General features: G+C 56.1%; 11 protein-coding genes. 4 read left to right on the top strand and 7 right to left on the bottom strand.

Going from position 1 to position 12931, the window contains the following annotated elements:
* Positions 1-7 precede the first annotated feature (7 nt).
* Together CXQ82_RS14295 and CXQ82_RS14290 are read left to right on the top strand one after the other, a co-directional pair.
* Positions 8-481 (top strand): DMT family transporter, encoded by a 474-nt coding sequence (locus tag CXQ82_RS14295; protein ID WP_015371102.1) that lies wholly within the window; start codon positions 8-10, stop codon positions 479-481.
* A gap of 39 nt (positions 482-520) precedes the next feature.
* Positions 521-1381, top strand: a complete 861-nt coding sequence (locus tag CXQ82_RS14290; RefSeq protein ID WP_101269999.1) for an SMP-30/gluconolactonase/LRE family protein — start codon at positions 521-523, stop codon at positions 1379-1381.
* 226 nt (positions 1382-1607) lie between these two features.
* Here CXQ82_RS14290 and CXQ82_RS14285 read toward each other — a convergent pair whose 3' ends face one another.
* The 5 genes from CXQ82_RS14285 to CXQ82_RS14265 all read right to left on the bottom strand — a co-directional run bounded on the left by CXQ82_RS14285 (position 1608) and on the right by CXQ82_RS14265 (position 4260).
* Positions 1608-1994, bottom strand: a complete 387-nt coding sequence (locus CXQ82_RS14285; protein ID WP_017530034.1) for a hypothetical protein — start codon at positions 1992-1994, stop codon at positions 1608-1610.
* Between the two features lie 144 nt (positions 1995-2138).
* Positions 2139-2594, bottom strand: a complete 456-nt coding sequence (locus CXQ82_RS14280; protein WP_174556999.1) for a hypothetical protein — start codon at positions 2592-2594, stop codon at positions 2139-2141.
* 413 nt (positions 2595-3007) lie between these two features.
* On the bottom strand, positions 3008-3214 hold the full coding sequence (locus CXQ82_RS14275; protein ID WP_068932022.1) for a hypothetical protein: 207 nt from the start codon (positions 3212-3214) through the stop codon (positions 3008-3010).
* 99 nt (positions 3215-3313) lie between these two features.
* Positions 3314-3628, bottom strand: coding sequence for a hypothetical protein (locus tag CXQ82_RS14270; protein WP_015371109.1), 315 nt, complete (start codon positions 3626-3628; stop codon positions 3314-3316).
* Positions 3629-3657: 29 nt separating this feature from the next.
* Positions 3658-4260 (bottom strand): hypothetical protein, encoded by a 603-nt coding sequence (locus tag CXQ82_RS14265; RefSeq protein WP_015371108.1) that lies wholly within the window; start codon positions 4258-4260, stop codon positions 3658-3660.
* 1180 nt (positions 4261-5440) lie between these two features.
* On the opposite strand from CXQ82_RS14265, the gene CXQ82_RS14260 reads away from it, so the two are divergent.
* Positions 5441-5686: a hypothetical protein gene (locus tag CXQ82_RS14260; RefSeq protein WP_058426040.1), complete on the top strand. Its 246-nt coding sequence runs from the start codon at positions 5441-5443 to the stop codon at positions 5684-5686.
* 109 nt (positions 5687-5795) lie between these two features.
* Here the strand turns inward: CXQ82_RS14260 and CXQ82_RS14255 are convergent, their stop codons facing one another.
* Both CXQ82_RS14255 and CXQ82_RS14250 read right to left on the bottom strand, forming a co-directional pair.
* Positions 5796-6911 (bottom strand): HD-GYP domain-containing protein, encoded by a 1116-nt coding sequence (locus CXQ82_RS14255; RefSeq protein WP_058426041.1) that lies wholly within the window; start codon positions 6909-6911, stop codon positions 5796-5798.
* Entirely contained in the window at positions 6904-10851 is a 3948-nt protein-coding gene (locus CXQ82_RS14250) for a response regulator (RefSeq protein ID WP_256581937.1), read from the bottom strand. Before CXQ82_RS14250 ends, CXQ82_RS14255 begins: the two co-directional genes overlap by 8 nt.
* 374 nt (positions 10852-11225) lie before the next feature.
* Between CXQ82_RS14250 and CXQ82_RS14245 the strand changes: the two genes are divergently transcribed.
* Entirely contained in the window at positions 11226-12881 is a 1656-nt protein-coding gene (locus tag CXQ82_RS14245) for a GGDEF domain-containing protein (RefSeq protein ID WP_223271420.1), read from the top strand.
* Positions 12882-12931: the final 50 nt, after the last annotated feature.

The following is a 12931-nucleotide window of genomic DNA, read 5'->3' as shown; positions in this document are numbered from 1 at the left end:
GCGCGAAATGAACGCAGCTTACTACCTGCTGGCCATCGCCGCGGGGCTTGGCATTACCCTGCAGACCACGCTGAATGGTCAACTCGCTAAAGGTGTGGGTGGAGATTCCGTAGCGGCGGCGCTGTTCTCATTTACTGCCGGAGCGGTGTGCCTGGGCGTCTTTTCATTGATGCGTGGCGGGATAGTGGCCTCACTGGCGGCTATACCTGCCCAGCCCTGGTGGAGCCTGCTGGGCGGTCTGCTGGGTGCCGGTGCCTTGCTTAGTTATGTGGTGCTTGCGCCAAAAATCGGCCTGTCAGCCCTGCTGGGCCTCGCTATCGCAGGTCAGATTATCTCCTCACTGGTTATCGATCATTTCGGATTGATGGGGGCATCGGAAAGGCCGGTGTCTCTCATCAAGTTGGCCGGGTCGATGGTGATGCTCGCAGGACTGGCCATCGCCCTGTTCGGTGACAGGTGGTCAGCGCTTTTCTCCAACTGACTGCCTTGTTTGCCCCATCCTGTTTCGTAGGACGCAACCATGTTTAAAACCCTAAGCGGCACCACCAGTCTTCTTGGCGAGTGCCCTGTCTGGTGTGAAAGAACGGAACGCCTGTTCTGGACCGATATCCCTGGTTGCGAACTGCTTGCTCTGGACCCCGTGAGCGGTGAAGTACAGCACTGGCGAGTGCCCGAGCCGCTGGGGTCGTTCGCCCTTACGACCAATACAGACGTATTGCTAATGGGATTGGCCTCCTGCCTAGGTTATTACAACCTGAGTACTCTTCGCTTCACCAAAATTACCATCACGCCTGGAGTACCCGGAACCCGGGTCAATGATGGCCGCTGCGACCGTATGGGCAACTTTGTGTTTAGCACTATGGATGCCGGTGAGGCGGTGCAAACTATAGGGCGATTTCACCGGTTCAATGCCGCGACGCTCAAGACTGAAACGCTGGACCTTCCCGAAGTGGCGATCCCGAACAGCATCTGTTTTAGCCCGGACGGTTCCACCATGTATTACGCGGACTCCCTGCAAGGATGCATTTTCTGCTGCGATTACCCGTCGCTAGAAAACCAGCGTGTATTCACTACAGTCAACGGTCAGGGTGCTCCAAACGGTTCTTGTATTGATGCGCAGGGCTTTCTCTGGAATGCGGAATGGGGCGGTAGCAGAGTCGTGCGTTACGCGACTGACGGCAAAGTTGACAGCGTGATCGACTCCCCGTGTATTCAGACCACTTGTCCGGTGTTAGCGGGACTTGGTTATGAAACGCTTTACTGCACCAGCGCACGGATAGGGCTGGATAAGCCGGCAGATTTCGATGGCACGCTGATAAAAGCCGAAGCCGTTTTAGCTGCCGGATCCCCTGAAGAGCGATTTACAGGACGACTGCACTGAATAGTAGGTTCTAGCCTGTCGCGCCGTTCTGAATGCCAACTTGGTAGACGCGTATGAATGACCGCTTCTGGCCGATTTCTGCCTGTCGCGACCGGCTGAAACCGACCCAAAGCTGACGGTGGCGACAGTCAGAGATCGGCCAAAAGCAGCTCCTCAATTCAGGGGCGTTTTCGTCCGAAAAAACACCATTCGGAAATGTCTGAAAGAGGACGCGCAGGCACCTACCTCAAGGACGATGCAGCCCTGTCGCATCCCGCCAGTACAAGGTTTTTTCGAACTGAAAGCTAATAAGAAAGAAAGCCGAACACGACTGAGATATGGACCGAGCGATTTTATTCAGATCTTCCATAGCCGACTCCCCCTCTGGTTCGGGCCCTTTAATTCTGATGGTGCAACGCACAGCGACAGGGAAGTCGATACCCATTGTATTCTCAGCATAAATCGTAGGGGCATCGAGTACGTCATTGGTACTCAATTTAAGTCCCGAGGTAAATTCAGCGTATAGCCCATTTCCTGCGACCTCTATTTCCCAAGCACCGGCATTCGCAACTGCCTTGCTCAGCGTCGAAATTGTGAGCGTACTATCAGCTTCCAAGCACAGATCAAGACTCATGAATCCTCCCTTTTCCTTGGCTGCACACTTGCACCAAAATTTTTGAGTGCGATCTTCGCGACAGTGTATTTGGCTAGGGGTTTGAACGACCTCCGCCGTTCACTATGGGCGGGAGTCGACCCAAAGCCGACATAACTCCGTGCATTATCGTTTTTCCACAACAACCACATAATCGGAGAAGTCGACATCACCCACCCCGTCGCTACATTCCAACGTCATCGTGCCATCGGTCCCGTGGACGTGAATTCCAGCATTGCCAACCCATGCATTCATGCCAAAAGCGCTCTTCCAGACGTTCCAGATTTTTAGAACGTTTCCACCTTTAGAAAACACTTCTATCTCCAAAGCATCGGGACTGGTATCAGACCACAAAACTATTTCGGGACAGCCGTTGCCAGAGCCTTCGACGACGATTTGCCCGCCCATCATCTTTAATGCCAATCCTTGCACTCGACCGTTCGTAGCGCCCAATCGACGAACTGAAAAGACGGTTCTGGGTTCTGTGATCTTGATCTCCATTATCGCAACGATAGTTTTTCCATTGAAACTTATGGGCTTCCCTTTGGTGCGCATAAATGTAGAGGAGAGTGTTTCTTCCATTTTTTGATCCCCGGAATCTCTCAGGTGCCTTGCCTCAGTTTGGCCTAGCGAGGTTAGCATCCCTATACCTTAAGGGATTATGAATGGCTGCTTTTGGCCGAGGCTGTGGAAAAACGTTTTTGAGCGCGACAGGTACTCAAAACCGAACCGAAAATCGCGTTTCTACGCAAAATCCACATCTGCTGACGTACCGATAAACTTCAGATTTGACGTAGACGCGGACACTTAAATTTTGGTGAAGCGTTTTTACACACTCTGGGCCATTAGCCGCCATTTACTAAAAGCCGCTTTCGACTCAAAGCTGGCAATGGCGATACCCCAGACTGATTCCGGCCCGATACGATAGAAGCATTTACAACACTTGGTCGTGCCCAGCCCCATTGTTCGGGAACCTTCTGGCCACTTAATAAGAACTAATGCTGATCGTCTGGAGGGACGGTAACGGGATGAAGAAAAGAGTTCCAGGCCTTGTATGTTTCATGATGCTTTTTGACTTCCTCATCCCAATCAGGCCCTGAAACTCTCTTCGAGACCACCATCATCATCATTTTGGTATTGGCGGCATCAAGCTCAACTAGTAGCTCGTGGCATCTAAATCTAAAATCATCTATGTCTTCCATATACTCACCTTGCGACAGGTCTAGCCGGATATACCGGGTCATGCCCATTTTCGTAATGACAAGTCCCCAAAGACAAAGGTTCATTGAGCAGCCGAGTTTCTATTCGGCATGTTTTGAACAGACTGCATCGCACAGCAGCTCCAACAACTCATTCGCCAGGACCGCCGCTTCTTGTCGATAGTCGGCGTTCCAGCGGCACGACCAGTTATCAGGCTTTCCCTCATCCTCCCATTGCGCCAATGCAAGCCCGTTGAGTATTTCCAGCTCGAACCAAACACGCTGCCAAGCGACGGCGTCCTGGACTGACGCCGTGTCTTGCCATAGGAATTCTGTTTGCACGACAAATGCCGACCATGCAAACAGATCCTCTGAGGCTCGCTCACCGATCATTCGGAAGTATTTTGCGCTAGCCAATCAACGATTCCTTGTAGTCGTTTACCTGTTTAGTAAACGTCTATCCCCGGATAGAGATCCGCGGGTGGACGATAATTGGGGTTCTCAAAGCGGCTGTTCTCGTAATGGGTTTTGGCCGTCGGTCCATCGCCGTTATAGGTCACCTGCGGGTTTGGCGTGAGATGCCAACCGCTTCCTTCCTTGTCGCGCTCGATCAGTGATGCGTATAACCTACAGTTGCCTGATGAGCCGGATGTCAGCCTGAACTGGTAATAGCGTCCGGCTTGGGGCGTGAACTTAGTCGAGACATAGCAGGAACGAGTGCGTGTCCCCTCCCAGAATAGATCCACTTGCGTTTCGATACCGGGTCGGATCTGCGTTTCGTAATAGTCCCATGTAAGGTCTTGCCCTGCCTTTGGCATGCCCACGTCCTGTGTGTGGGTGAACGGCAGGGGGCCGGTGCGAACGGCGCCGCCCGAACGTTTGCCGTTTTCGTATTGGTAAATTTCGGCGTGCTGCGTGTAGTCGACGATACGTACCCAGGCAGGGTTGGGCTCGTTTTCGGGCGCGGTAAAGTAGTTGGTATGGGGCAAAAACTGGCAGCCTGCGAACAACGGCAATGCAAGCAGGCAGAGCAGAGGGCGTATCGACATGAAGCCTTTCCTTTTGCGGAGTCAGGGTTACAGACAGCAAAAGAGGAGGCGCATTGCGTAAAAGCTGAAAATTTTGTGGCTGAATCGTCGCGACGATATCGGTTTCAACCGGTCGCGACAGGCAGAAATCGGCCAAAAGCGGCCCTTCGCAACAGGCATAAATCGGCCAATAGCAGTCATTGCTTAGGCGCTGAATCGGAGGCTGTGGACACGTGAGGTGATGAGGATTCGAATCTCTCCTTCACCGCCAAATTACGAGAACGCAAACCCCTGATTTTCCTAGAGAAAATCGGGGGTTTGCGGTTTTTTGCACCCGAAAAATAGCTCCATGGGACCGCCATGGGACTGGCGCCCCTATTTGGTGCGAAATTCGTGCCTTCAAGAAAGACCTGATCGGTAGTCCTAGGCCGCTATAAACCTGCCATAGCGCACGGTTTGAACGCACCAGTCCAGCCCGCTTCGGAGACGATTTATTATTAGAGGCCGGTTATCCCCTAAGTGTGGCGTACCTTCCGAGCTGCCGCGTTTAGGTTGACGAGGGGTATGGTGCAGATCTGAGTGCTCAATTGTGAGCGTCAACGCCATTTACGAAATTAGCTCATCAGGTACCGTTCGTGCCAATTGACTGATTTATTTTTGATAAAAATCGAATGTTTCTTTATCAATTTCATTTGTATGTCCACTCGCGGAAATCGGTATGAATTTTAGAGAAACGTATCGCGTCTGCACTAAGTGCTACCACCCTTTAAACCCTGATATCGGCGACGCCTGTTTATCGCCTGAGACTATTTTTCGCTCGATTTGCCCAAAATGCAGACGGTGTGTTTCGTTGGCTATGATTAACGAAGCACTGCGCCAAAACGTGTATAAATCGTGTTTATTAGTGAAGGCGCGAAAAAAATAAACCTGTGTCTCGGTTAATCCATTCGAGTGTTTAAATATGTCGAGCCCATCGAGATGGATGCTCGCTAAGTTGGCGATTGCCAATAACGCCGCTTATGTTCAAAAGGCCCCTACACTTGAAGCCAGTGTGGGGGCTTTTTTGTGGGCCGGTGAAAACCAGCCCCCCCTGCGCTGGTAGACCAACCCCCACAGCGGTGGTTTTACGCAGTGACCGCTAATTCGATCAGGAAGCGCCTTCCTGGCGTTATCCCTCACCTCAACAATAATGGGTGAAAGAATGAGCGTCGTATTCTCGCGCAATGGTGTCAGCATGCCCGATCTGGTCCGCACCAAACTCGCCAATCACCTGGCACGCCTCGGCCGCGCAGCAGATGTGCCTGCCTTGGCACTGGCCGAAGAGCGCGCAGAAGGTTTTGTGGAGGGGGTGGAAGCCGCACGTGCGCTAACCCCCGCTACGATTGAGCGGTTGTTTATCGCTGTTGAAGACGCCGCAGCACGCCGCCGGCGGGATCTGGCGCCATGAATGGTGAAGCGATCCAGTCAGACACCTTGAGCGCCCTGGTCAGCCAGCACGCGATCCGCGAAACGGTGGTTGTCCCGTACATGGCATTGATTTCACGGCGACGCGTTCATTAGCCATCCTGACCGCGATCAGCAAAACGCACCGCGATAGCCTGGAATTGCTCATGGTTGGCCAGGAAAACCTCGCAAATATCTGGATCGAAATGCGTAGCACATCCCTGGCGGATTATCTCCAGCGCCTGATCGTGTGACATGCCTTTCTTGTATACGCGTCGGCTAATCAGCGCGTCATAGACATCCGCCAATGCCATGAGCCTGGCGCTGATGGGGATGTCATCGGCACTCAGCCCATCGGGATAACCGGTACCATCCCACTTCTCGTGGTGGCTGTAGGCGATCTCCTTGGCCAGGCGCAGAAATCCCACCGAGGTGCCCAACTGCTCTTCGGCATGCCGGATTGCATCGCGTCCCAGTACCGTATGGGTCTTCATCGTCTCGAACTCTTCCGGCGTGAGGCGCCCCGGCTTGAGCAGTATGTCATCGGGGATGCCGATCTTGCCGATGTCATGCAACGGAGCTGACTTAAACAGCAGGCGGATACTTTCGTCATTGAGAAACTGCTGGAACCTCGGATGTTCGCGAAGCATCTCGGCCAGTAGTCTGACGTAGTGCTGAGTTCGTCGAATGTGGTTACCCGTCTCATTGTCGCGGGTTTCGGCCAGCGAGGTCATGGCCTGAATGGTCACATCCTGGATGGCGATGACCTCGGCGGTGCGGCGCTGGACTTCCTGCTCAAGGTAAGCCTTCTGATCACGCAAAAAGTCGGCGGCCGCCTTGATCTTCAATTGGGTTTCCACCCGTGCCAGCACGATGGGTGGGTTGATCGGCTTGGTGATGTAGTCCACGGCGCCCATCTGCAAACCCAGGATCTCGTCTTCCATTGTTGCCATGGCGGTGATGAAGATTATCGGAATATGAGCGGTGCGCGGATCGCGCTTGAGCTGCTCTGCCACCTCATACCCCGACAGATCAGGCATCATGATGTCGAGCAGAATCAGATCCGGGCGAGGCTCCTGCACCGCTGCCTTCAGCGCGCGCTCACCGCTGATGGCAACCCGCGTGCGGTAGATGTCCTTCAGCAGGCCATTGATCAGCGTAATGTTCTCCGGCGTATCATCGACAATGAGGATGATCGGGCGAAGTGAGTAGTTTAGCGTTTCACTCATGATGCTCCCTCCAGCACGGGGTATCGCGGTTCGTCGATGCACGTTTGAGGGTTAGCCGTGCGGCCTCGAAGTCAAAGTTGTTCACCTCATTCATCAACTGCTCGAAACTGTCCTGGCCGAGTGCTCCGCGCAACGAATCCGCATACTGTTCCATATAATCCGGCGCTGCTCCGTCATTGGCCTCCAGCAGGTGGATGAGCGCTATGGCATGCTGTGCCCAGTCGACGCTCGATACCACCGCCGGTGCTGCCTGGCCGCTACCCAGCGCTTGACGGATTGCATGCACGGCCAGCGAGAGCGCCTCGATCAATTCATTCACCAATGCGTCCGACTCAGCGTGTGCCCTGATCGCGGTTTCCAGCTTACCGGCCATGGCTTGCAGGCCGCTGAAACCGAGGTTGCCTGCAACGCCTTTCACGGTGTGGGCCATTCGCTCGGCCGTCGCCCGATCACCCGCGCGTAGCGCGTTCCCCAGCGCTTGCCCTTCCATAGCCCTGCGGTCGGCAAATTGACCCAGCAGCTTGATGTATAGCTGGCGATTGCCCGCCACTCGCCTCAGTCCGTCGGCGCTATCTAGCCCTGGAATGTCCGGTAGGCGCTCCTCGCCCGATGCGGCGCTGGACGGCTCCACTGCAGCCGACCGAGGTACGACCCAGCGCAGAACCGTGGCGATGAGTGCTTGCGGATCCACGGGCTTGGTCACATGGTCGACCATGCCCGCCTCGATGCAGCGCTCCCGGTCCTCGACCCTGGCATGTGCGGTCATAGCAATCACCGGGATCTGTGCGCAGTGAGGCCCGACGCGAATACGCCGGGTCGTCTCGAGACCATCCATCTGCGGCATCTGTACGTCCATCAGCACCGCGTCGTATTGCGCTGCAGCCAACATCGACAGCGCCTCGCAGCCGTTGCCGGCAACTTCCACCAGGGCACCGGCAGCCTCGAGAAGCTCCCTGGCAATCTGTTGGTTGATTTCGTTGTCCTCCGCGACGAGCAGGCGCACTCCGGCGAGCACCTTCGCCTGCGCAATGGGTACGGTTAGCGCCACCACGCCCGTTTGCGGCGCGAATAAGTTGATCAGTACCTCTACCAGCGAGGACTGGTTGACCGGCTTGACCAGGAACGCGCGAATGCCGGCCGCTTGCGCAGCGGCGTGCATTTCGTCATGCCCAAATGCACTGACCATGACGGCGTACAGTGCAGGCTGCAGGCCAAGCGCCCGGCGCGTCGTCTCGATGCCATCCATCTCTGGCATTTGCCAATCCACCAATAGCGCCAGGAATGGGTGGTCGGCCGAAGCACCGCGAAGGCTCTCCAGAGCAGCCTCGCCTGACGCCACCGCGACCGGCGAAAGCCCCGCTACGCGAAGCATGTCGGAAAGGATCTGGCGCGCGTCGGCATTGTCATCGACGACCAGGACGCGCGCTCCGGCGAGCTCCGCAGGGACAATCTGGCGCTGCGTACGCATGTGCTGGTCAAGACCAAGCCAGACGCTGAAAGAGAAAGTGCTGCCGTTGCCCGGTTCTGAGTCAACCGCGATCGTTCCGCCCATCAGCTCGACGATGCGCTTCGAGATGGCAAGGCCCAGGCCGGTACCGCCGAATTGTCGCGTTGTGGAGCTATCGGCTTGGGCAAAGGCCTCAAAGAGTCGCCCGGTTTGCTCGGGAGTCATGCCGATACCGGTATCGCGGACACGAACCTGCAGTTGAACTTTGTCGCCGGTGCGGCCCAGGTTGCGAACCACGACCGTCACCTGCCCCTGTTCGGTAAATTTCACTGCGTTGCCTACCAGGTTCAGGATGACCTGGCCCAGACGCAGCGGATCTCCAAGCAGCGTATCGGGAACGTCCGACGCCCGGTCGAACAGCAGCTCAATGCCCCTGTCGTAGGCCTTTTGCGCAATCAGCGAGGACACGTTGTCGAGCACTGCGTCTATCTCAAATGGCACTGCCTCGACGCTAAGCTTGCCGGCCTCGATCTTGGAGAAGTCGAGGATGTCGTTGATGATGCCAAGCAGCGAAGTGCCCGCGTTGTGGATCTTCGAGACATAATCGCGCTGCCGCTGGTCCAGAGAAGTCTTCAGCGCAAGGTAAGACATGCCGATGATCGCGTTCATGGGCGTGCGGATTTCGTGACTCATGTTTGCAAGGAAGTCGCTTTTTGCCCGCGTCGCCTCTTCAGCAATCTCCTTCGCCCGCTGCTGCGCGTGCTCTGCTGCCTTACGCTCGGTGATGTCCTGCAGCCAGCCGAGCAGCCCTTGCTCCCCCTGGATCTGGATTGGCAGGTAGGTGACAAGCATGGTGCGTTCGCGTCCCTGCCGGTCACGCATCGGTACTTCCTGGTCCTTTGCGATGCCGTCGTCCGTGAGGCGTTCGACGATGGCTTCGCGATCATGCCCATTCGCGTAAATCTGCGAAGCAGCGTCACCGACGCCTACGCCGAACGTTTCACAGAAGCGGGGGTTGGCGAAGCGGATCACGCCCTGGGTAGAAAAGGCTATGTTGATTGGACTCGTATCGAGGATTGCCTGCAGCCGCGCGCGTTCTTCGCTAAGCGCCACTGCTGCCGCATGATGATCCGTGACATCGCGCACCCAACTGGCGACCAGGGTCTCACCGTGGATTGTCACGAATGATGCACCGACCAGAACCCAGAGAATTGATCCATTTTTGTGCCGCAGGCGGGTCTCGAAGTTTTCGACCTTGCCGTTTCGTGTCAGCAGTTCGAGGAAGCGTTCGCGCTCCTCAGGGTCGAAATACAGGCTCGTGGCGTTGCGCCCGAGCAGGTCCTCGCTGACATAACCGGTCGCCTGCGAAAAGCGTTGGCTTACTTCCCTGACAGCTCCGTTCCGATCTGCCAGCACCAGGCTGGCGGGGCTGGTATCCATGAGCACGCGGGTGAAAGCCTCGCGCTCGGCTAGCTCTGCGGCAACGCGCTTGCGCTCGTCTACTTCCCGGTTGAGGCGTCGGTTCCAGGCCAGCATGGCGCCGAGCAACAGCAGGACCGCGACCAAGCTCGGTATCGCCCAGCTCATTACGGTTTTAATATCGAGGCCGTCCTCGTTGAGGGACTCCTCGAACAGCCGGTATTCCATGAGCGATACGCGATAGTACCGCCGCCAGCTCGCATCGAGCGGCGAATCAATGCGATTGCTGGACTGGAAGAACTGCTCCAGCGCTCGTGCGAGATCCGGCGCGTTGCGCGCAACACCCCACCCAACGCTGGTCGCTTCGCTGACCGGAAACGCAATGGAGAGACGTTCGGGATCTTCACGAGCCCAGCGCAGCGCGCTTTCACTACCCAACACCGTGAAGTCCACCTTCGCATCGGCTACCAGTTTCACCGCCTGCTCGGTTGGCGCATAGACGATTCTGACCGGCTGACTGGATAGAGGACCGCGGTTGGCTTCATCGATCCACTGCTCGTAGCCCGTACCCTTCTGCACTGCCGCCGTCAGACCGAGCAGATCAGACACCTCGTTGCCAAGGGACTGGTTGGAGCGATGGGCGATGACCAGGTTGCGTACCCGGTAATAGGGCACGAGCAACATCTTCGTTTCGCGCCAAGGGACGATCTGCAAGTCATTTGGATAAAGATCACAGCGGCCTTCGGCGAGTAGCTTCGGGTCGTAGCTTGCCTCGCGTACGGTCTCGCCCCGATCGTCGTGAAACTGCGCATCGAAACTCGGCAGTTCCGTTACCTGTGGGCGTAAACCGAGTGACCGCGCGAACGCCTCCGCGTTAGTCCGGTAGAAAGAAGCGCTTGAGCCAGCCACGCATATGCGCAGGACGCCGCTTTCCCGAATCTGGGACAGCGTACGTGCTTCCACGCATGGCATGCCCAACACCAACAAGCTTACCAGTGCAAGCAACGCTCCCAAGCGCGGCTCTGTTTTCAAAATGCTCCTGCTGGTAGGTAATTGCTCACTATCCAACTCCACATATCCTTGTGAACGCCCTTGCACGAGCTTGTCCGCCGTTCTGCACTGGTATTATAGGTTTTTGGAGTGTAGGCATACGGTGCAGCAAGCGCCAGCAACAAAAACAGGGCCAGCTAGCAACTTCCCACTGCTACTCACCGTCCGGAGAGTGAGTTTCCGGACGCTTACTTAATACTCGCACACCTAAGTTTCTCCAATGTCCGGAAATGGCCGGGAGCTGTCTGTTCCAGGGAAGCAAACGCCAGCCACGCCGCAAGCGAGTATAGCGGCCGCTTGCGGCGTGGCGCGCGATTGCTGGCCCTGTATGAGTGATGTCACAATGTCGCGCCACGCCTTGCACGCTCAACCACGAGCGCGATCCATGGACTCTCACGATGCCCAGCCGCTGTTGCTGTTCTAACGCGCTCGACCGGCCGGAGAGACTTCTGTTGGTTCGGCTGCGTCGACTACTGTGTTTCGTGTTGCTCTCGGCTCAGGCTGCGTGGGCGAGTCCGGTCACTAAACAGAATAGTGCTGAGCAGGTTATTGATGTACAGCTACGTTGGCGGCATCAGTTTCAGTTCGCGGGCTACTATGCCGCCATCGCTCAGGGCTATTACCGTGAAGAAGGACTGGACGTGCGCTTGCACGAAGGTGGCCCCAATGTCACACCGGTCGAAGAAGTGCTCTCTGGGCGTGCCCAATACGGCGAAGCTAATAGCGAATTGCTCTACGCACGCCTGCATGGAAAGCCCTTGGTAGCGCTGGCGGTGATTTTTCAGCACTCACCTTCCGTGCTCGTGGCTCGCACAGACCAGGGTGTTCGCACTGCGCACGACCTGATCGGCAAGCCGTTGATGCTGATGGATGCGCAGACAGATGCCGATTTTCTGGCGATGTTCCGTAGCGAGGGTATACCCCTCGAAAAACTACAACTGCTACCCAGCAGTTTTCAAATTGGGGATCTGGCCAGCGGTAAAGTGACGGCGTTCAACTCGTACCTGACCAACGAGCCCTTCTACCTGCAACAGCGGGGCGTGGAATACAACATCATCTCGCCCGTCACCTACGGGATCGACTTCTACAGCGACATCCTGTTCACCAGCCAGGCCGAGATTGACGAGCATCCACAGCGCGTCGAGGCCTTCCGCCGCGCTACCCTGCGCGGCTGGCGCTACGCGATGGATAACCCCGAGCAAATCATAGACCTGCTGCTCAATCAGTATTCGGTGGACAAAAGTCGCGCGCACTTGCAGTTCGAAGCTCAGGCCATGCGTCCGCTGGTGGTATCTGACCTGATCGAGATCGGTCATATGAACCCAGGGCGTTGGCAACGTATGGCTGAAACTTTCCTCGAACTGGGTATGGTCGACACTATCGCCGGGCTGGAAAACTTCATTTACGATCCCAACCCGCCGCAACTCGTTGAGCGACTGCGCAAGACCATTGTTCTGATCAGCATCGGCGCTGTGCTTGTCCTGATGTTCGCTCTGGTTCTGTTGAATTCCCAGCGCCATCTACGCAACGAGATCAAGTTGCGCAAACTCGCCGAAGAGGAAGTACACAAGCTGGCTTTCTATGACAGCCTGACTGGCTTACCCAATCGCAATAGTTTTATTCCCTTCGCTAGTCAGAGGCTGCTCGATGCAAAGAATCGTGGAGAGCATCTGGCCCTGTGCTATATCGACTTGAACCACTTCAAGCAGATCAATGATCGTTATGGCCACCAGGCGGGCGATGCCATGCTGATCCACGCAGCCTCGGCGATCAAATCCAATATTTGCGAGTTCGAAATAGCTGCCCGCATGGGCGGTGATGAATTTATCTTGCTGCTCGACGGCGCGCATCGCAGAAGCGATATCCAGCGCATCACAGGTGAAATCTGCGAAGCCGTCGCCTTGCCCATTCCATGGGAAAACAGCCAGATCAAGGTTAGCGCTAGCCTAGGGGTGGCGTGGTATCCGGAAGATGGTGAAGGCCTCGACGATTTGATTTTCAAGGCTGACACCGACATGTTCCAAAGCAAAGCCAGTATCGCTGCGCACGCTTGAAGCTGCTGCGTGGTGCCCCTGCGAAAAGACTTGGTGGTTAGAAACCAGTG

The organism is Pseudomonas sp. S09G 359 (assembly GCF_002843605.1).
Classification (GTDB): domain Bacteria; phylum Pseudomonadota; class Gammaproteobacteria; order Pseudomonadales; family Pseudomonadaceae; genus Aquipseudomonas.
This window is presented reverse-complemented; position numbering and strand designations above follow the sequence as displayed.

Coding starts and splice junctions, on each gene's coding strand:
- CXQ82_RS14295 (WP_015371102.1), top strand. CDS start 8: ATGAACGCAGCTTACTACCTGCTGGCCATCGCCGCGGGGCTTGGCATT.
- CXQ82_RS14290 (WP_101269999.1), top strand. CDS start 521: ATGTTTAAAACCCTAAGCGGCACCACCAGTCTTCTTGGCGAGTGCCCT.
- CXQ82_RS14285 (WP_017530034.1), bottom strand. CDS start 1,994: ATGAGTCTTGATCTGTGCTTGGAAGCTGATAGTACGCTCACAATTTCG.
- CXQ82_RS14280 (WP_174556999.1), bottom strand. CDS start 2,594: ATGGAAGAAACACTCTCCTCTACATTTATGCGCACCAAAGGGAAGCCC.
- CXQ82_RS14275 (WP_068932022.1), bottom strand. CDS start 3,214: ATGGAAGACATAGATGATTTTAGATTTAGATGCCACGAGCTACTAGTT.
- CXQ82_RS14265 (WP_015371108.1), bottom strand. CDS start 4,260: ATGTCGATACGCCCTCTGCTCTGCCTGCTTGCATTGCCGTTGTTCGCA.
- CXQ82_RS14260 (WP_058426040.1), top strand. CDS start 5,441: ATGAGCGTCGTATTCTCGCGCAATGGTGTCAGCATGCCCGATCTGGTC.
- CXQ82_RS14255 (WP_058426041.1), bottom strand. CDS start 6,911: ATGAGTGAAACGCTAAACTACTCACTTCGCCCGATCATCCTCATTGTC.
- CXQ82_RS14245 (WP_223271420.1), top strand. CDS start 11,226: ATGCCCAGCCGCTGTTGCTGTTCTAACGCGCTCGACCGGCCGGAGAGA.